The organism is Kitasatospora sp. NPDC059146 (genome assembly GCF_042786665.1).
In the GTDB taxonomy this organism is placed as follows: Bacteria; Actinomycetota; Actinomycetes; order Streptomycetales; family Streptomycetaceae; genus Kitasatospora.
The window spans coordinates 71,472-89,488 of record NZ_JBHZCY010000024.1; the positions used below are offsets into that span (position 1 = coordinate 71,472).

An 18,017-nucleotide genomic window follows, 5' to 3' on the forward strand; every position below is an offset into this window, starting at 1 on the left:
CACGCCCCAACAGAGCTCCGAAATGGCCATGGGTGGACAGCCGCGGACGGCCCCAGGTCTGGGCCTACGCCGTAGCAGCAACCTGCCGCAGCGTGATGGGCGTCGGCCTGAACGCCGTCTACGCCGCCTCGGGCCAGATCGCGGGCCCGCTGGGTGCGCTTACCTTGGGCATAGCCGCACCGTTGATCATTCAGCAGATGGCCGCCCGGGCTGACGTTTCTCCCCTCACAGCGCCGGACGTCCCCGATGGCCAGCCCATCGGGCTGGCCTCAACAGCCGCCTCCGACGGTGACCAAGCGCCACAGGGGAGCACCAATGCCCGCTGACGCTGACGGCACGAGTGTCCTGCAAGACGCCCTCCACCTCCTCGGTGCTGCCCGCCCGCAGGCGCTGCCGCCGCAGAAGACCACTTGGGGCTGGATTCGGGCCGCGCTGGCATTCCAACCCGCTCACCCTGCCCCGGACCCGCAGGCCCAGCTCCGGTCAACGCCGTTACCCGCTCCTGCGGTTGCGCCGACGTGGTCGCACGCCGCAGACCGTCCCAGGAGGACACGGGCACGACGACTGATTGGGGTGATCGTCGCCGCCGTTCTGATTGGTGGGCTCGCCACGACGATGCTTGAGTCGAACGGACAAAACGAAAAAGCCGCCCCGCAGAACCATCACCCGGCCTTGGCCGCCACCCTGGCCGCGGCTCCCGGCATGGGCAGCAACATTCCCTCCTACGCCTACCCCGACAAGCCGTCGGTGCCTTTGCAGAACCAGCCGGTCAGCGCATTCTGCACAGACACTCGGATTTTCCCACAGTCTGGGGGGCGGCAGGACGAAGACGCCAAGGCGGCTCTCGTGCGGCTGCGGGGCACCGACGATTTCCGGCTTGTCCCCCTGGCCAGCGTTCAGCTGCAGGAGGGAAGTTCCACGGCAGAAGCCCAGTTGCCAGCATGCGGGCCGGCGGACTACACCTTCTGGGGCATCAACGTGCGAGAGCTGGTTCTGCGGCTGATTTGATCAGGAGCCAGCGATGCTCCAGGCGCGGGGCAGGGCCAGGGCGCAGGCCGCACACCAGGCGGTCGAGGTCGCCTGTCAAACGGTCAAGATCATTTGTCGGAGGACAGCGGTCGTGACCCGTCTCAGCGGAGTTTGACGAGTCTCGCCGAAGTTTGACCGGCCGGTAGTTGTCTCACTGGAACTCGAACGCCGTGTACGAGGGGTGGTGGGCGTCCAGGTCTCGGATGGGCGGAGGCTGTCGGAGGCAGTTCGTAGGGTGCCCGGGTGAACATCGATGATCTTTCTTGGCAGGCGCGTCACCATGGTGGCGTCTACCCGCGGATGGTGCAGGCCCTCCTCGATCTGGGGCGGGTGGAACTGCTGGTCCAGGCGGCGCGGGAGCGCGGGGACTGGAACTGCGCGGAGGCGTCGGCCCGGGAGTTGTGCGCGGCCGGGGACTACGGTCGGGCGTTGGCGCTGATGGACCCGTTCACGGACATCGGCTGGCGGGCCGCCGAGTGGATCACCGCCGAGATCATGATCTATCAGGGTGACGGCGACGAGGCGCTCGCGATGGTGCGCCCGGACGCGACCGAGCTGGGCGACGGCCACGTGTGCGCCCGCTACGCCGAACTGCTGTCGAAGGCCGGCCGGGTCGAGGAGGCCGTCGACCTGCTCACGCCCCACCTCGGGGAGTACTGGCTCCGCTCCCGCCTGGTCGACATCACCGAGGGGCGGGGGTACGACGACCTGGTCCTGGAGGTGCTCACGCGGGAGGCGGAGCGCCTGGAGGCCATCGAGAGCGCTGCGTGCACGCGGTGCGGCGGGTCCTGCGGCGCGGGCCGGGCCGACCGGTGGGATGTGCTGCTGCTGATCTCCCGGGTGCTGGAGCGGGCCGGGCGTACGGGCGAGGCAGTCGAGGTCCTGCGCGCCGAGCGGGCCTCGGGTCGGCGCCACCCCGGCAACTTCCCGGAGTACTACGCGGAACTCCTCGCCCGGCAGGGCCTGATCGAGGAGCTGGGGGTCCTGGCCGCCGAAGACCACCGCTCGGCCCTCGACGTGTACGCGAAGGCGCTGGAGGACGCGGGTCGGGCCTTTGAGGCGGAGACCGTCCTGCGCGACGGAATCGAGGCCCATGACCATCCGAAGGAGCGGGCGGCGCTGATGCGCCTCCTCGTCCGCCAGGGGAAGGTCGACGAAGCCGTCGAGACCGGCCGGCCCACCTACGAGTACTACGACTGCTGGAACCTCCTCCACTGGGCGCTGGAACTGCTCGTTGACGACGGCCGGCCTGGCCGGGCACTCGAGCTCCTGGACGGGATCACCGACGAATACGTCAAGGAACACCCGGACCAAGTCCACCGCCTGCGGCTCTGGCTGCTGGGCGAGGCTGGCCGCTGCGAGGAGGGCATCGCGGAGGCCACCGCCCTCAACGAGCGGGAGCCCGGCGAGTGGGACACCGAGCTGGCCCGGCTACTGGAGCGGGACGGCCGGACGGAGGAAGCCCTCGCACTGCTCCGCTCCTCCACCCACTACTCGGCCCACATCGACTTGGCCGACACGCTGATCAGGCACGGCCGCCCGGCCGAGGCTCTCGACGCCATTCCCACGATCGCCGAGGGGCGCGCGGCCGCCGAACGGCGGGAGCGGCAGCGGGAACGAGAGGCGGCGGAGCGGCGGGAGCGGGACGAACCGGGGGCCGCTGCGGGCTGGTTCAGCGTGGAGCCCCCGTTCTAGCCAGGGCGCCGCGGTCAAACTTCGTTGAGAATCGTCAAACTCCACTGAGACGGGTCAGTCGAACGGCGATGGGACGGCACCGGTCGAGAGGCTGGGACAGAGGTTGTCTCAGGTATGTCCCAGCCCTCTCAGCCTGTCCGGTTTTGACCGTTTCGCTAGGACGGTCCCAGGCCATTTCCCCTGGTGGCGGTGTTCTGCGTGCGGGCTGGGACAGTGCTGGGACCGGGTCGGCCGGCTACCGGTCGGGTGCGGCGCCCTCGATGGCGGCGACCAGGAGGGCATGGACAGCGGCGGCGGCCTCCTGGGTGGCCGGGTCCGGGTCCTTCAGCTGGGGGGCGATCAGCTCGGCGGCTGCGGCGAGGACCGGCACTGGCACGGTCGCCTCGCGCAGGTGGAGAAGCTGAGAGGCGGCCCGTTCGCCGGGGGTGGCCTGGGCGCGGGCGTCGGGGATCAAGGAGGTGAGGCCGCGGGGGAGGGGCTGATTGCTGGTCACCTGTCCTATTCTTCCGTGCTTCGGGGGTCGGTGATCACCACGGCCGGTTAGCCAGCGTCCGGGAGGTCAGGATGCCGTGGTGGTGACGGGCGACGGCCTCCAGCAGCGCCTGGCGGGCTTGGCGCCAGCGGACGTCCTCGGTACGGCCGGCGTCGGCGGCCCACTCGGGCAGTGGCCGGTCCTGCGCGGCCGCGGTGAGCGTACGGCCGAGCTCGCCGATCGCATGCTGCCAGTGGTCGAGCTGCCCGACCAGCCCGTGTACCAGCTTGTCGACGGCGCCACCCGGGTCGGCCCCGAAGGAGCGTGCCTCGGCGGCGGCCTCGGCGAGGACGTCCTCGTCCAGCCCGTCGAAAGCGTCCCGCCACGGTTCAGCCCGCTGCTCGAACTCCTCCAGCACGGTGCGCAGCGCGCCGTCGACGGCGGCCGGTGACCACGGCGGCGGAGTGCGGGGCGCGCGGACGGTGTCGGCCAGCACCCGGTCCGCGCCGGGCCCGAGCGCCCGGCGGGCCCGGCCCGGCCACTGGCCGGCGCTGCTGCGATTCACCGGCGTGGTTCGGCGGCGCGGCCGGCGGCGATCGCGTCGTCCATCACCTGGGAGAGGTGGGGCAGCTCGCGCTCGTACCAGGTCACCGCGGTGCCCGGCATGGCCAGGGCCAGCGCGGCCACGGCGGCCAGCGCGATCCGCTCCCCGCGGGTGAGCTCCGGGAGCGTCTCCAGGTTGGTCGCGCCGAGCAGCACGCCGCCGTCCAGGCGGTAGCGCAGCTCCGCGGCGAGGTCGTCGTCGTTGCCGGGGATGATCTCGCGGGTGCAGGTCTGCTCGATCGCCTCGGCGGTCAGCTCCAGCACCCGCCCGTGCACCTCGACCGGCTGCCGGCGGGCCAGCTCGCGAACCCAGGCCGCCGCCCTCTCCCCGGCCGCCGCGGCCAGCTGCAGTCCGGCGCGCTCCTCCTCGGTCAGCTCCTCCTCGGGCGCGGGCTCGGAGTCGAGCGAGGAGGGGATCGGCAGCCAGGACAGCGGAGAGGGCGTCATACCGGTGCAACCCCCGCAGCGTCCGCCCGGTCACGGGTGCAGCAAGGGTGGCCTTGCTGCTCTCCGTGTAGCAAGGCGGCCCTTGCTGCACGCTGCTGCTGCGACGGCCCCGTGCAACCGCCGGCTGCGCAGCGGCCCGCCCGGACTGCGACGTCGCGACCCGTGGTGCAGCCAGCCACGCGAGGGCGGTGAGTTTGCCGTGCAGCGGGTGCGACGGAAACTCCCCACCGCAGGTGGGAAGCGGTGCGACCGGAGTTGCAGGCCCGGGTGCCGCAGACCCCGGCCGCCCGCCCTGGCGGGGTCGGCGGCGCACGGGTCGGGCTCCGGGGACGCGCATGCGCACCACGGTGTGCGGGCCGTTGCACATGCGCAAGAGCGGGTGTGCAGCGCTGCGCAACCGGCGCTGCACTGCTGCGATGGGCCAACGCTGCCCGTCGAGGGCGCGGCGTTTCACCCCGGGGTAAAACCCCAGCTCACCGCAGGGATAGCATCCCGATCATGAGTTTCTCCCCGGGGCAAAAGGTCATGGCCGAGCCGATGCTGTTCGGCGCGCCGACCTGCACGGTGTGCGGCAAGGAGATGGAGCCGAGCGGTACGGGCCGCCCGCGGAAGTACTGCTCGAAGGCGTGCTCGTCGAAGGGCGACCGCATGCGGGAGAAGGAGAAGCGCGCGCAGGCGCTCACCGCGGCCACCGAAAACCCCCGGGGCGAAACCCCGCCGCCCGTCGGCCTGCCCGTCGGCGACGGCGAGGGGGCAGAGCTGCTGGAGTTCGGCGAGGCGCTGCGCCAGCACGACTCGCGCTTCCTTCTTCAGCTGGAGCGCGCGGAGCGCGAGGGCGGCGGTGTCCTTGCCCGCCAGGCCCTGGACGACCTTATCCGCGCCGTCGACGGCCTGGTCGTGCGTCACCGCGAGGTCGCCGAGCGGATGCTCGCCGCCCACCCCACCCAGGTCGCCACCCCGGAAGAACCCGCCCCGGAGCCCCTCGTTTCGCCCCGGGGTGAAACGAGGGGTCCGCTCGGCGACGCCCAGGATCCGGTGCCGGCGGCTGCGACCGCACCGGCCGCGGCGACCGGCGTTCCCGCCTTCGAGGATCGGCCCGCGCCCGCCGCGCCCCGGGGCGAAACTCCGCCGACTTCGGACCCTGCCGGGGACCAGCCGCAGGCCCCGCCGGCGCCCGTTCCTCCCCGGGGGGAAACCGCGCCCTCTGCGCGGCCCGCCGCTGCGGGGCCTGTTCCTCCTCGGGGCGAAACCCCGCCCGGCGGCGAGTGGCTGCGCGAGCTCGTTGGCCAGCGCCTCGCCCAGCAGGGCCAGCACCGGCCCGCCCCAATGCCGTCCGCACCGCAGCGCCCGCCCGTCGAGGTCGAGGTCGAGGTCCCGGTCCCGGCCGATCCGATGCACCGGCGCCTGCCCCCGAGCGACGCGCGCATCGTTCTCGACCCGAAGCTGTTCGGCGACTGGTGGGCGCTGGCCGGCTGGACGGTCAACCCCGACGTCTACCTCGTGACGGGCGAGGGCCATCAGGTCGGCTGGGTCGAGCGCGGCCTGCCCGGCATCGGAGACCGGTGGGTGGCGGTGTGCGAGAACTACTTCATAGGCGACCCGATCACCCAGGAGGCGACCTTGCACGACACCCCCGAGCAGGCCGCCTTCACCGTCCACACCGCATACCTGCAGAACCTGTAGCGGCCTCCTGCCGAGCGTTCCGGTCCCCATCGCGGTACGGGTCGGCGAGCAGCGAACCGTCCGGACGTCAGCCATACGATCTCGTTATGCACCCGGCATCGGACGGCTTGCGAACAGTTCCGGACAGTGGTCGTGATGCGAACGGCGCAGGCGCGCGAAGCATGGATGGATGTTTGTAGGCGGCCGCTGGGGCCGCCGGGGGAGGGACCACATCATGCTTCGCAAGCTCGCGACAGCGGCGGCCGCAACGGCGCTCGCCGCGTCGGCCCTGGCCGCAACCGCACCGGTGGCGGCGGCCGACACCGCCACGCCACAGCCGTCTGCCGACCGCATCGAGGTCGGGATGCTCTTCAAGGGCTACGACAAGGCGGCAGCCGAGGCCAACGGCCACACCATCAAGACCAGCCCCCAGGGCTTCGAGTACTCCGTCAAGAAGAACGCCACCGAGACGGAGGACGCCGCCGCGCAGCAGCTCGCCGCCGCGCGATGGGGCATCAAGCCGGCCGCCAAGCCAGGCCACGACGTCGCGGACGACTACAGCGACTACTACAACCCGCAATGCGGCACCGTCTGGCTGTCCGGCAACGCGGTGGGCAACCTCAGCGTCGACATCTCCACCGGGTTCACCCTCAACCCCAACCAGCGGGCGATCTTCTACTACTGGGAGGTCGGCCTGTCCGACTCCGGCGGCGTCAGCCACATCCCCTTCGGCCCGAGCGGCCTGTTGGAGCGCCAGAGCTGGAAGGGCGACAAGCACGTCCCCGGCCTGTCGCCCAGCAACGGCCTGGCCTGGGTCGAGAACACCAGCTACGCCACACTCGACGACGGGTCGGTCTGCTACCCGGCACCGAACTCGGTGATCGTCCACTACGCCATCTTCTGATCCGGCAAACCGCCATCGGCGCGGGGCTTCTCCTGGCAGGCTGCCAGGAGAAGCCCCACCCGCCAGGAAGGACAGCACCGTGTTCCGCATCCCGCCGGGAGCCGACCACCCCAGGCGCGCCATCCCCACCCACGAGGAGACGCAGCGGGAGTTCGCCCGCCCCGTCGCAGCGCTGGCGAGCCCCGAACCCGGGTGGACGATCCTGCTCGGCCGCGAGGGAATCGACGGCTACCTGACCGACATCGACCTGGACTACGCCCACCAACGCACCTACCGCGTCCGCGTGCGCACCACCCGGCCGGCACCGGAACACTTCAGGGTCAAGCCGCTCACCCGCCTGGAAGACGTCCTCAACAACACGATCTCCAACTTCAGGAACGAGAACGAATCCGGCCCCCTCGCATCAGCCGCGGCACACCTGAACCCTGCCCCCGCCACGACCGGGGAAGCGGTGCTGCGCCTCGACGGCCAGGAGCACGGCGTCCGTACGGCCACCCGGGACGGCTTCTGGGCGGCCGTGCTCGAAATCGGCGACCAGACGATCGTGGTTGCCGCGCCCGAAGACCTCAAGGCAATCGCGCTGGACCTGACCTGGATCCAACCCGGCCAGCCGCTACAGCCGTGAGACCCCGTGGCCCCGTGAACCCGGGGAGCGGCCGGGACGGCCGACAGCAGGCCACCCTGTGGCTCCGGCTCGCCGCCTACGGCTCCGTCCACCCGCACGCACGCCCGCCCCGACCGCCGAGCGGGTGCCAGACCGGGGCGGCAGGGCCGCGCTGGACCAGATCCTAGATCCGGGCAGCGTCGGCCGGGACGGCGGCCAGCTGGTCCACCTCACCTGGCCCGGCAAGCCCGGCATCCAAGCCCTGGAGCGGCGCGGCCCCGGTCGGCTGGACCGAGGTCTACGACGACCTCGGCAGCTGGACCGCCCTCCTCGGTGGCCGCCCGGTCGACGACGCCACCGACGGTGTGCCGCTGCTGTCCGCCAACCCCGCCGACGCCCTCACTTACGCTGCGCCTGGCACTCGACCAGGGCCTCGAGAACGGGTGGCCCGCCACTCACGCGGCGGGCGGTGCCGGGCGGAACTTGGTGAGGCACACCCCGCACAGCAGCGGCCCCTGCTCGAAGGAGAAAGGCGTGATCTGAAGACGGCGGGGCGGCGAGCACTCCGCACACACGACGGCGAACCGGTTGCCGGAGCGCGGGCTGCGAGGGGTGGCGGTGGACTGCACGGCGGCCTCCAGCCGGACGCCGGCAGCCGCGTCCAGGACGGCGATCACCTCGCTCCACCGGGTGGCCTCGGCGTCACCGAGGCGGCAGTCGGTCATCCCCACGACCGGGGTCGCACGCCGCGGCGGGGTGAGCCCGAGCTCGCGGGCGATCCGCGCGAAGTGCTTGTTGTGCCACCGGTAGCCGCTGCTCACCTCCTTCACACCGCGCCGCCTGGCCAGGCCGTGCGCCGCATGGTGCAGCAGCGCCTGCAGGTTGGCCTGGCCGCCGTGGCGCAGGGTGCCGGCGCAGAACCGGAGCTCCATGGTCAGCACGCCGTCGCGGGTGAACTCGCGTCCGGTGCGCAGCGTCGCGCAGCGGGTCGGGTCCGCACCGTTGCCGCTCGCGGTGGTGACCGCGAGCTCCGGCACGTCCGGGTGTCGTCGCCGGATCTCCTGCCAGGCGGTCTCCACGGTGCTGATGATGACCGCGCCGTGGACGAGCGCGGCGGTTTCCGACTCGTCGTGGGCCACCGGCGCGGGATGAGGGATTGTCATGCCGGGTGAACCCGTACGGCCCTCGGCCGGTTACGACCGTGCGGGACGGATCGTGATCCCGGTCACGGACAAACCGGGAGGACAAGGCCCTTGACCAGGGCAAACAGGACAGGGCAAGGGGGCTGGTCAAGGGGTGGCGTCAGACCGCGGACAAGGGGGCGGCGTGCAAGGTCGGCCGCGTCCGGGCACCCCGCCCGGGTGCCGGGCGGCCATCGCGCCCGCACCGGCCTCCTGCTGACGGAAGACCACCTTGATGACCGCCACCACCCGCCCGGCGCCCGACCCCGACCACAGCCCCGGCGACGGCGACCAGAGCGCCGACCGTCTTCCGGCGCACCCGGGCGAGGCCTCGCCCGGCCGGGGCAACGGCCCCGGTGCCGCCTCCACCGCCACCTCCGCCCGCACCTCCACCGCCCCGCCCGCGGTCGGTCCCATTTCCGCAGGCCAGCGGCCCCGGACAAGGGGCCGCCGCCATGGCGACAACCCTTCTACCGCTGCTCCTGGAAGCCGGGGGACCAGGAAGCGTGCGTCGGGTCCAGCCCGGAGGAACGTCATGGTGGCGCTCGTCCTGTTCCAGCGCGCCACCGGCCGTGAGCTCTGGCATCTGGCCCTGCCCGGCCAGGCCTCCGACAAGGCGACCCGCGACGCGCTGCTCGACCTGCAGGACGCGGGCAAGGCACGCCCGGACGGCTGGGCCCGCGGCCGCAAGTTCTGGTGCCTGACCAAGGTCGGCCACAAGGAAGCCGCCCGCCTGCTGCCGCCCGGCACGAAGCTGTCCGCCGTCCGCGAGCAGGCGCCGAGCGCCGGCTACGACGAGCACGCCCTGGACGTCGCCGCCACCGCCGGACACCTCACCCGTGCCGGCCACGGCTCGCCGCTCACCCTCACCACCGAGGTCCGCCACCCCGTACCCGGCCGCACCGCCCGCTACGCCGACCTCGTCCTGCGCGACCCCGGCGCCGACGTGCCGGTGCTCCTGGTCGAGGTCGACCGAGACAACGAGACGGTCGGCCAGCTCGTCGAGAAGCTCTCCACCTACACCGCCTGGTGCGAGCGCCTCGCCAAGGGCGCCGACAAGATCCGGGCGAAGGCAGCCCGGCACCAGGGGGCCGCCGTCCACGACCACCGGCACTGGCGCACCGTCTACCCGCCCACCGGCCACGAGGGCTACCCGCCCGTCGCCCTGGTCCTCGTCCCCGGCCGCAAACGCGACCGCCCCGGCACCCGCCCGCTCACCCCTGAGCAGCAGGCTGCAAAGGCCGAACGCGACCACCAGCGGCTGCTGCGCCGCCTCGACGCGGTGGAGGACGGCTCCGCCGCCTACTGGAGCCCGCGCCCGTACCCCTTCGCCGGGGTGACGGCCGGCAACTACCACCTGGCGCTGCCGGTGGTCGCCACCACGCTGCACATGCTCGACGCCCACGGCGCCGACGCCGCGGTGTGGCGGCGCTTCGGCAGGGACGGCTGGCACACCCTGACCGGCGCGCTGGACAACCCGGACGGCGACCGGCTCCTGGCCGTCGAGCGCCGGGCCGCGGCTGCCGCCCGCCGGGCCCGCGAGCAGGCCGAGCGGGAGGCGAGCCGTCCGGTCTGCACCCGCTGCGAGGCCAAGCTCACCGACGCCGAGTGGGACCGGGCGCGCTGGGGCGAGCTGGTCTGCTCGTCCTGCCAGCAGGAGGAAGCCGACCGGAAGCGGGCGCAGCGAGCCGCAGCCGACGCCGAAACCGCAGCGGCCGAGGCTGCCAGCGCGAAGAACGCCGGCTCCTGGTGGCGCCGATCCTGACTGACCGGCGTCCGTCAGCTGCAACACGAGGTGCAACACGACCGCAACGCACCGGCCTGCCAGGCCACCGCGTTGCACCGCTGACCTGCGAAAACACCAGGCGATCCGGACCGGAAGGGGGGCGTGTTGCACTCCGTGTCGCACCCGGCCAGGCCACTGTGGCCTGCACCGGGGAGTTTCGCTGGCGGACCGGTGAGTTCGCCCCGGGGCGGTGGTGAGTTCTCCCGCCCCGGGCAGCCGACCGCCGGTGAGTTTCGGGAGTTCGCGCAGCTCAGCGGCCGGTGAGAATGGCCGCCACTGGTCCGTTCGGGTGGCGGTCAGGTTCGGCGGGACGGCTGGGTGGGCAGAGCCTGCGGCATGACGACACCTCAGACCAGGCGCCCTCGTCGACGGCGCCGTCCGGCCGCGCGCACCGTCCCCGTCCCCGCTGCTCCGGTCCGCGCCGCCAGGCCGCCGGCTCCGGCCCGGCCCGGCGGCGGGTGCTGCCGGACCTGGTCCAGCGAACACCTCACCCCGGGCGGGGTCGTCATCCGCACGACCTGGCACGAGCCCGCGTGCCCGACCTGGACCCGGCGGTGACCATCAGCGCGTGACCGAGTCGGGCCGGGGTGGGTTCGGCAAACTCCGCCCGCGGTGGACAGCCTCCGGCCGTCGAGCGGCGCGGGCTTCGCTACGCGGCTGCTGCCGCGGCCGTCTCCTCGTCGATGTGCTGGAGCTGGCTGCGTGCGGCCACACGGTCCTCGACGGGCAGCCTTGCCCAGTAGTGGTCGGCCCACACCGCGTGAGCCGCCTGCCGCTCGGCCTCCTCCAGACGGGCGGACTCGGCCAGCTGCTCCTCGCTCAGCCCCTGCCGGGCGGCCTCCAGGTCACCGCCCCAGGTCGGCAACGCGGCCAGGAACGCGCGCCGCTCGGCCTGTACGGCAGCCAGCTTGAACTGCGCGCCCGTCAGGTTGAAGGGGAACTCGAAGGTCTTCTTCTCTTTGCCCACGGCACGGAATCGTACGTGCGACCGGAACCGTGCTCGGCCGCGCCCCACCGATACCTTGATGCCCGCCCCGGACTAGGCACCGATACCTTGGCGACTTGGTCACGGATCAATAACGCCGCAGGTCAGAACATCGGTGGGAGCGGGACGAGTACCTTGATGCCCGCCCCTTCCGGGACGGGCATCAAGGTATCGGTCAGGACTCGGTCTCGGTCTCGGTCAGCCCCACCAAGGGCCCGGCCCGGCCTCGAGGTCGGCGATCGACCACCAGACGTCGGCGCTGGGGCCTTCGTCCTCCAGGTCCTCCAGCTTGGCGACCAGGGCCGGGACGGTGCGCAGCATCCTGGCGACGTAGCGGGTGCGGGCGATGAGTTCCAGGTCGTCGGCGCGGTGGGCGAAGCCGGCCTGCCCGGTGCCGGTGAGGACGAACAGCAACCTCGGGAAGCGCACGTAGCGGCGTTCCCACAGCGGCACGCCACCGCCCTCGGCTTCCATGGTGCCGGGCCGCACTCCGGCCGGCAGCGGCGCGGTGGCCCAGTAGCGGGCGTAGGCGTTCAGTTTGGCGGCCAGCCGGGGCCCGCCCATGGTGCCGCGGTCGACCTCGACGAACGCCAGGTTGGTGACCCGGGCGTCGTCCGCGCTGGTGCGGCTGTAGTAGAGCAGGCCGTCCGGGCGTACCGTGCCTTCGCGGCCTTCGGCGAAGCGGTGGGTGATCTCCGGGATGAAGTCGAACGGCCCGTAGGCGTCGTCCCGGCGGCGGGCGTCGGCGAGGAACACCAGGTGGGTCCGTAGGACGGCGAGCTGGTGCCACAGGGTGTACTTGAAGGCGCTCTTGTCGCCGGGCAGGCGCGGGGCGGGGATGTCCGCCAGTTCGGGGAAAGCGCCGGCGACCCGCGCTCCGTGCTCGGTCAGGTACCAGCCCCTGGCCCGCCCGGACTGGGGCAGCACCAGTTCCTCGGCCAGGCCCTCCTCGCGCAGCCGCCGCAGCCGGGCCCGCATCTTCTCGATGCCCGCGTCCGGGGCGGTCAGCCGCCGCAGCTGCTCGGCGGTGGCGATCCGGAACTGGAACAGGGAGGCGAGCACGGCCCAGGTGATCTCCACCTCCCGCGTCTCGCTGTCCGGCTCCGCCCCAGTCCTCGCCCTGCTCTTCGGCCTGGCGCCGTCGTTCTTCGTCATCGCGGGGTTGCCCCTTCGGCTGGGCGCGGAGCCGGTGCTCCGCGCGGTCGCCGAAGGGAACCCCGCGAACCTTGGCGGATACCTTGGCGATCCACCCTCTCTGCGGCAACGATCACGTAACGGCCCCTACCAACGTTGGCAGCCATCACCTTGATGACGGGCTGGACACCTTGGTGACCGGCCCGGGAAACCTTGATGCGTCGCGCGGACCTTGGTGGCCGGCTTCGTACACCTTGATGCCGCCTGCCCGGACACCTTGATGCCGGGGAGGGAGTCGGACAGAACCCGATCGTCCCGGTACTGGGCATCCCTCTACGGTGAGCCCATGACTGCTGCTGCCACCGGCTTGGTGGGTATCGCCTTTGATGGCTTCAACCAGGCCCGGGTCCGTCTCACCCGCACGATCGAGGAGACCACGAACCTTTACACCGTCACGGTGCCGACGATGGAGACCGCCTACTGGGCCAGGGCCCTGGATGAGCAGCTGGTGAAGGCCGACCCTGCCTACAGGGCAGCCCGTCAGCAGCCGGAAGGAACCGTGATCCGCGGCCTGCAGTGGCTGCGCAACCGCACCACCCACGCTCTGCCACTGACACTCCGCGCCGTTGGCGGGCTTTCCGCCCCGATCACAGGCCCGATTACTCTCCAGCCCCTCTCAATCATCTGGCACCATGCTGACCAGCTGCCGCCCGAAGAGCCCAACCACACGTCGCCCGCCGGCCGGAGCGCCTACAACACGGCCTTCGCGCATAAGCCGCTGCTGGGCCCGCTCGACGATGTTGCCCAGTGGTTCGCTGCGGAGCGCTCCCGCGCTGGATCCGCGCTGACCGAGATGTAGGTGGCGGGGACGTAGGGGATCCCAAGACCAGGCTCGGCTCTCCCGGTACAGTCGCGCCATGAGCAACACGTACGGCATCGTCATGGACGAACAGCCCAGGTACCGACACCAGTTGGACTCTCGATCCACCCGAGGCGACCGCTCGCTCTGCGGGAAGCCCTTGGTGATCGTTCCGAACGCCACCCTCTACACCGACGACTGCGTCCTCTGCTTGGAAGAACAGGTCAAGCGGAGCAACTGATCCTGCGCACTGGTCTTGCCCTCCACACGGCATGGGAGGGAAGACCAGGCTCGTGAGGAGGCCGTTCCTACAACTCCCAGGCCCCGCGCCGGGCCCGTGTGTGGTCGGCGAGCGCGTGCCACACCGGGCCGTTGACGCCGTGCTGCTCCAGATCAGCCAGGCGGGCCGCGCCAGCCTTCACGCTCATCAGCATCCGGGCGACCAGCGGGTGGGCATCGGCGACGCCCTGGAGGTCGCGGATGCGCTGCCGGGCGGCCTGCTCGCCGGTGTCCGCGAGGAGGAACAGCAGCCGCGGGAAGACCACGTAGTGCTGCTGCCAGGCGGGCAGGACACTCAGGGCGCCGGCGGTGCGCCGCAGGTGGGCCGGGATCGGGTGGTGGTCGTGGAAGCGGGCGTAGCCGATCAGCTTGGCGGCGAGCTTCTCGCTGGCCATGGTGCCGCGGTCGACCTCGACGAACGCCCGGTACAGCGCGCGGCCAGCCCCGCCGGTCGCGTAGTGCAGCAGGCCGTCCGGGATGACCGCGCCGTCCCGCCCTTCGCCGTAGCGGTGGTAGACCTCGGGCAGGAAGTCCAGCGGCGCGCACTCGTCCCCGGCCGCGCGGGCGCCGGCCACGAAGGCGACCTGGGTGCGTACGACGGCCAGGACGTGCCCGAGCCGCAGCCGCGCCGCGGACTTGTCCTCGGGCAGCGGCGGGGAGGTGACGCCCTCCAGCTCGGGGAAGGTCGCGGCGATCCGGGTGCCGTGCTCGGTCAGGTACCAGGCCCGCAGCTTCCCGGCCTGCGGCAGCACGACGTCCTCGACCAGGCCCTCGTCCTTCAGCCGGCGAAGGCGCCGACGCATCAGCTCCGGCTTGCTGCCGGGGGTGTGCAGGACGCGCAACTGCTCGGCGGTGGCCATCCGGAACTGGTACAGCGCGGCCACGACCTGGTGGTCGATCTCGGGCGGCATAGCCATCACGGGCTCCTCACGATCAGGTGCCCGCCACCCCGGTGGCGGCGAGCACCCGTAGGGAAGCCCGCGGTTCTCACCACTTTTCTCACCAAGACCGGTCCCTGCGGTCACGATCCGACAACGGGTGCACTAACCGGTGCGCCAACCGGTGGTGAGAACCGGCGCACCAACCGGCGCCCGACCCTCCCGACCGCTGCGCCTGGATTCCGGGCAAACACGCAGGTCAGGTGTCGTGGTGAGTGGCCGTCAAGGTGGAACTCACCACCCCGACAACCCTCTCCTTCCCCTTCCTGTCCCTGGCTTTGTGAGTGGTGGTTGGTTGGGTGGGGCGGTGGCGTTGAGGGTCTGCTGCGCCTGCGGCGGGCCTCTTCTTCTCTCGCGTCCGGCTGGTGCCGGCCGCTCGCGGTGGGGCGGGCTGGGGCGCGGCGGCCCCAGAATGGCCGCCAGGCCGCCTCCGCACCGCCCGCCCGCCGCGTTCCTCCAACGCGACGGGCACAGGCGGCCGGAGACGGCCTGGAGCACTTCTCGGCGGGCACCGGACCCAGCCGGGTCAGCGCCAGTCGAGACTGAGTGCGGCTAGCCGGTCGAGCTGCTCGCCGGTGAGCTTGGCCCGGCGGCTCTTGGTGTTGGAGATCCACACCCCGAGCTTCACCTCCACCACGCCCTCGCCCTCCCTGATCTCTTCGACATGGCCGCGCGGCACGATCACCGTCCCCGTGCGCTCCCGGTACTGGGCGAGAGCGGTGAGCCCGCGGTCGAACGCGCTCACCTTCCCGCCGGCCTTCTTCTTCGGCGCGACCTCCTCGGCGGGGGCCGCCAACGGCTCGACGCCGAGCCCGGCCAGGCGCCCTTGCTGCCCGTCCATGAGGCCCTGCCACACGATGTGCTGACACTGGCGCTCCAACCACCTGCCGACGTCGAGCCCGTGGAGCGTCACTCCCGGCAGCAGGTCCGTCAGCTGCGCCCCGCCCTGGACGCACTCGCGCACGGCGGCGTAGTGGCGCTGCCAGTCCAGGGGCCAGTCCGGGTTCCAGTCCGGGTCGATCTCAGCGAGCGCCTCGATCCGGTCGGGACGCTCGGCCAGTACCCCGGGCCGGCGCTGGTTGGACAGCCACTGCCCCACGGGCTTGTCCAGCGAGGTCGCCGTGCGCGGCGCCGCGAGGGTGTGGTGGTCCTTGTAGTACTCCCGGGCTGCGGCGAGGTTCTCCTCCCACGCCGCGTCCAGCGGATCCCACACCATGCCGAGCGACTCCAGCCGCTCGACCCGCTTGCCCTCCATCTCCCCGGCCGCGTACGCCTTGCGCTGCTCACTCACCCAGTGCCCCAGCGGGTACATCTGGTGCGGGTCCAGCCCGGCCCGGGTCGCCTCCCGGTGGTCGAACGGCACCCGCAGGTGCCGCTCCCGCTTGTAGTACTTTTCGGCGGCCGACCATCCCCGGGCCCAGTCCTGACGCTCGGTGTCGATCACGTTGAACGAAACCCACTGAGCGACCATCACCGGATCACGCGGAGCCGAAAAACGGAGCAGCATCCGGCTTTCCTTCTCGCCTTCCTGCGGCTCCGGACCGATATCCGTGGACGGCTCAACCTCGTTCTTCTGCTCGACCTGAGGAATCGCCAGCAATTCCACGGCCTCCTCATCGTGAGCCCGCAAAGCCTGAAGCACATTCACCAAAGGCCGGTAACTCCCCGAGGTGAACATGTCCTGAGGCGCCTCGCCTTCCTTGAGGAATACCGGCACGATCAGCGACGCCAGTTTCCCCTCGTTCGGCTTCTGCCTGAGGGCTCGTCCGATCGCCTGGACGATGTCGTGCGGCGCCCCCTTCGGGTCCAGCAGGGCGACGCTGTCGACGGCTCGGATGTCCACGCCCTCGCCCAGCACCCGGCAGTTACACAGCACCGCCCACAACGCGCTGCGCCCGAACTCTCCAATGGTTCTCGACCGCCGCTCGCCGGCGTGCTCCCCCTTCAGCCAGCCCGCCCAGATCCGCTCCGGGTACATCTCCGGATCGCTCTCGTGCAGCCGCTGCGCCACCTTCGCCAGACCCTCCGAGAACGCCTGCGCCTCGACCGTCCGGTGGTGGAACGTGATCATCGTCCGCAGCCTGTGCTCTGCCATCGTCCGCAGCATGGCGGCCTGGAGCGCGCCGAGTCGCTGCCCGCGGATCTCCTCCTGGCGCCGCTCGGGGCTCATCAGTTTCTCGGGGGTGACGACGGGGTCGGTGAGCTCGACCACGATGATCTGGTACCGGGCGAGCAGGCCGCGCTTCACCGCCTCGGACAGGGGGAGCTTCCACGCGACGGAACCGAAGATCGCTTCGTCGTCCATGGACGCGGCCATCTCCTCCGGCAGCCGCTCGTACCGCTCGCCCTCCCGCAGGTCCCAGGTCGGCGCTGGCCGCTCCTGCCAGATCCGCGGCGTCGCCGTCGCGTACAAACGCCGGGCCGCCGGGACGCACTCCTGATCGTGGACCCTGGCCCACTTCTTCCCCAGCGACCCGCTGGTGCGGTGCGCCTCATCGACCACGACCAGGTCCAGCGGCTTCAGGATCTGCCCGTAGGCACCCTCGAAGGCGTCGACCAGCACCCCGAGCGAGCTGTAGGTGGCGAACATGGTCACCGGCCCGGAGCTGTGCCACATCGCCAGACGGATCGGGTTGGTGGTACACCGCACGTCCATGGAGAACAGCTCGACGTTGTCCTCCATGGAGCACACCGCGACCGCCGGCCCCGTGTGTCCGACCTCCCGCCACGATTTGATCGTCTGCTCCAGCAGGGCCAGCGTCGGCACCAGCACCAGCACCCGGCCGCGCGGCACCATCCTGCGCGCGGCCTCTGCGCAGATGTACGTCTTCCCGGTCCCGCAGGCCGCGTGAATCTGGGTCCTCAGGCCGTTCCAGGGAATCGACCCGCCCGGCGGGATGTCCAGCGCGCGAATGATCGCGTCGACCGCCTCGATCTGGTGGTCACGCAAGTCGATGGGCATGTCCCCAATCCTTCCATGGAATGTTGGAGGGGATTTTCTTGATCGCACAACCCGCACAAGAGTGCCGAACACTGGGGGTGCCCCTGCAACACTGACTCTACACAGTGCATCACGGTGATGCAGCAGGCTTGTCGAAGGTTTCGCTCCTCAGGGTGAAGTACGGCAAGATTCGAGCATGAACCCGCGCTCCGGGTGGTACACTCCTCTCGTGTCGACGGTTCTGGAGGTGAGCCGTGACGGGCGTTCAGGGTGGCGGAGCGAAGCGGAGCCACCGGGCTCGACAAGGGTGCCGGCCTTGACCGACGATGAGGTTACAGGGAGTGAACTTCCTGAGATAGCCCAGTATTCCTGGGCCTACACAGTGTTCCGCGTGATGCACCCACCCCTCCCAGTCAGCTATCGGATTCCCGCTTGCGGGAATCCTGGAAATCTCGCGAAGCGGATTTTCCGACAGTTTTAGACTTCCGCTTGCGGAAT

At 71.4% G+C, this 18,017-nt stretch carries 16 protein-coding genes; 8 read left to right on the top strand and 8 right to left on the bottom strand.

Translation table 11 applies throughout. The features are described from left to right. The first annotated feature begins 573 nt into the window (after positions 1–573). Together ACFXPX_RS13860 and ACFXPX_RS13865 are read left to right on the top strand one after the other, a co-directional pair. Complete coding sequence (locus tag ACFXPX_RS13860; protein ID WP_380641261.1) at positions 574–1,008, top strand: hypothetical protein; 435 nt, start codon at positions 574–576, stop codon at positions 1,006–1,008. A gap of 264 nt (positions 1,009–1,272) precedes the next feature. After that, positions 1,273–2,724: a hypothetical protein gene (locus tag ACFXPX_RS13865; RefSeq protein WP_380641263.1), complete on the top strand. Its 1,452-nt coding sequence runs from the start codon at positions 1,273–1,275 to the stop codon at positions 2,722–2,724. 235 nt (positions 2,725–2,959) lie between these two features. Here the strand turns inward: ACFXPX_RS13865 and ACFXPX_RS13870 are convergent, their stop codons facing one another. The 3 genes from ACFXPX_RS13870 to ACFXPX_RS13880 are packed head-to-tail and all read right to left on the bottom strand — an operon-like array spanning position 2,960 to position 4,246. After that, positions 2,960–3,217 (bottom strand): hypothetical protein, encoded by a 258-nt coding sequence (locus ACFXPX_RS13870; RefSeq protein WP_380641265.1) that lies wholly within the window; start codon positions 3,215–3,217, stop codon positions 2,960–2,962. Between the two features lie 34 nt (positions 3,218–3,251). Next, positions 3,252–3,761 carry a hypothetical protein gene (locus ACFXPX_RS13875; protein ID WP_380641267.1) on the bottom strand — a complete coding sequence of 170 codons (510 nt, stop codon included), beginning with the start codon at positions 3,759–3,761 and terminating at the stop codon, positions 3,252–3,254. Next, positions 3,758–4,246, bottom strand: coding sequence for a hypothetical protein (locus tag ACFXPX_RS13880; protein WP_380641269.1), 489 nt, complete (start codon positions 4,244–4,246; stop codon positions 3,758–3,760). The genes ACFXPX_RS13875 and ACFXPX_RS13880 overlap by 4 nt, the downstream gene beginning before the upstream one ends. Before the next feature lie 525 nt (positions 4,247–4,771). On the opposite strand from ACFXPX_RS13880, the gene ACFXPX_RS13885 reads away from it, so the two are divergent. From ACFXPX_RS13885 to ACFXPX_RS13895, 3 genes are all read left to right on the top strand, one after another. Then, positions 4,772–5,929: a hypothetical protein gene (locus tag ACFXPX_RS13885; RefSeq protein WP_380641271.1), complete on the top strand. Its 1,158-nt coding sequence runs from the start codon at positions 4,772–4,774 to the stop codon at positions 5,927–5,929. 214 nt (positions 5,930–6,143) lie between these two features. Next, entirely contained in the window at positions 6,144–6,812 is a 669-nt protein-coding gene (locus ACFXPX_RS13890) for a hypothetical protein (RefSeq protein ID WP_380641273.1), read from the top strand. A 79-nt stretch (positions 6,813–6,891) separates the two neighbouring features. Next, positions 6,892–7,437 carry a hypothetical protein gene (locus ACFXPX_RS13895; RefSeq protein ID WP_380641275.1) on the top strand — a complete coding sequence of 182 codons (546 nt, stop codon included), beginning with the start codon at positions 6,892–6,894 and terminating at the stop codon, positions 7,435–7,437. A 434-nt stretch (positions 7,438–7,871) separates the two neighbouring features. Here ACFXPX_RS13895 and ACFXPX_RS13900 read toward each other — a convergent pair whose 3' ends face one another. After that, positions 7,872–8,579: a hypothetical protein gene (locus ACFXPX_RS13900; RefSeq protein WP_380641277.1), complete on the bottom strand. Its 708-nt coding sequence runs from the start codon at positions 8,577–8,579 to the stop codon at positions 7,872–7,874. Between the two features lie 553 nt (positions 8,580–9,132). Here ACFXPX_RS13900 and ACFXPX_RS13905 point away from each other — a divergent pair. After that, complete coding sequence (locus tag ACFXPX_RS13905) at positions 9,133–10,362, top strand: hypothetical protein (RefSeq protein ID WP_380641279.1); 1,230 nt, start codon at positions 9,133–9,135, stop codon at positions 10,360–10,362. A 670-nt stretch (positions 10,363–11,032) separates the two neighbouring features. Here ACFXPX_RS13905 and ACFXPX_RS13910 read toward each other — a convergent pair. After that, the gene (locus tag ACFXPX_RS13910; protein ID WP_380641281.1) at positions 11,033–11,350 is read right to left on the bottom strand and encodes a hypothetical protein; all 318 of its coding nucleotides are present in this window, start codon (positions 11,348–11,350) and stop codon (positions 11,033–11,035) included. A 216-nt stretch (positions 11,351–11,566) separates the two neighbouring features. Continuing rightward, a complete protein-coding gene (locus ACFXPX_RS13915; RefSeq protein WP_380641283.1) occupies positions 11,567–12,523 on the bottom strand; it encodes a replication-relaxation family protein in 957 nt (318 codons plus the stop codon). A 325-nt stretch (positions 12,524–12,848) separates the two neighbouring features. Here ACFXPX_RS13915 and ACFXPX_RS13920 point away from each other — a divergent pair, with 325 nt between their 5' ends. Continuing rightward, on the top strand, positions 12,849–13,361 hold the full coding sequence (locus ACFXPX_RS13920) for a hypothetical protein (RefSeq protein ID WP_380641285.1): 513 nt from the start codon (positions 12,849–12,851) through the stop codon (positions 13,359–13,361). 58 nt (positions 13,362–13,419) lie between these two features. Then, the gene (locus ACFXPX_RS13925; RefSeq protein WP_380641287.1) at positions 13,420–13,602 is read left to right on the top strand and encodes a hypothetical protein; all 183 of its coding nucleotides are present in this window, start codon (positions 13,420–13,422) and stop codon (positions 13,600–13,602) included. 67 nt (positions 13,603–13,669) lie between these two features. On the opposite strand, the gene ACFXPX_RS13930 is transcribed toward ACFXPX_RS13925, so the two are convergent. Both ACFXPX_RS13930 and ACFXPX_RS13935 read right to left on the bottom strand, forming a co-directional pair. Further along, positions 13,670–14,557 (bottom strand): replication-relaxation family protein, encoded by an 888-nt coding sequence (locus tag ACFXPX_RS13930; RefSeq protein WP_380641289.1) that lies wholly within the window; start codon positions 14,555–14,557, stop codon positions 13,670–13,672. Between the two features lie 547 nt (positions 14,558–15,104). Continuing rightward, positions 15,105–17,540 (bottom strand): Helicase associated domain protein, encoded by a 2,436-nt coding sequence (locus ACFXPX_RS13935; protein WP_380641291.1) that lies wholly within the window; start codon positions 17,538–17,540, stop codon positions 15,105–15,107. Positions 17,541–18,017 lie beyond the last annotated feature (477 nt).

Excerpts from the sequence above, each read along its gene's own strand:
- ACFXPX_RS13885 (WP_380641271.1), top strand. The coding sequence starts at position 4,772 with ATGGCCGAGCCGATGCTGTTCGGCGCGCCGACCTGCACGGTGTGCGGC.
- ACFXPX_RS13890 (WP_380641273.1), top strand. The coding sequence starts at position 6,144 with ATGCTTCGCAAGCTCGCGACAGCGGCGGCCGCAACGGCGCTCGCCGCG.
- ACFXPX_RS13920 (WP_380641285.1), top strand. The coding sequence starts at position 12,849 with ATGACTGCTGCTGCCACCGGCTTGGTGGGTATCGCCTTTGATGGCTTC.
- ACFXPX_RS13880 (WP_380641269.1), bottom strand. The coding sequence starts at position 4,246 with ATGACGCCCTCTCCGCTGTCCTGGCTGCCGATCCCCTCCTCGCTCGAC.
- ACFXPX_RS13915 (WP_380641283.1), bottom strand. The coding sequence starts at position 12,523 with ATGACGAAGAACGACGGCGCCAGGCCGAAGAGCAGGGCGAGGACTGGG.
- ACFXPX_RS13900 (WP_380641277.1), bottom strand. The coding sequence starts at position 8,579 with ATGACAATCCCTCATCCCGCGCCGGTGGCCCACGACGAGTCGGAAACC.
- ACFXPX_RS13930 (WP_380641289.1), bottom strand. The coding sequence starts at position 14,557 with ATGGCTATGCCGCCCGAGATCGACCACCAGGTCGTGGCCGCGCTGTAC.
- ACFXPX_RS13905 (WP_380641279.1), top strand. The coding sequence starts at position 9,133 with ATGGTGGCGCTCGTCCTGTTCCAGCGCGCCACCGGCCGTGAGCTCTGG.
- ACFXPX_RS13935 (WP_380641291.1), bottom strand. The coding sequence starts at position 17,540 with ATGCCCATCGACTTGCGTGACCACCAGATCGAGGCGGTCGACGCGATC.
- ACFXPX_RS13925 (WP_380641287.1), top strand. The coding sequence starts at position 13,420 with ATGAGCAACACGTACGGCATCGTCATGGACGAACAGCCCAGGTACCGA.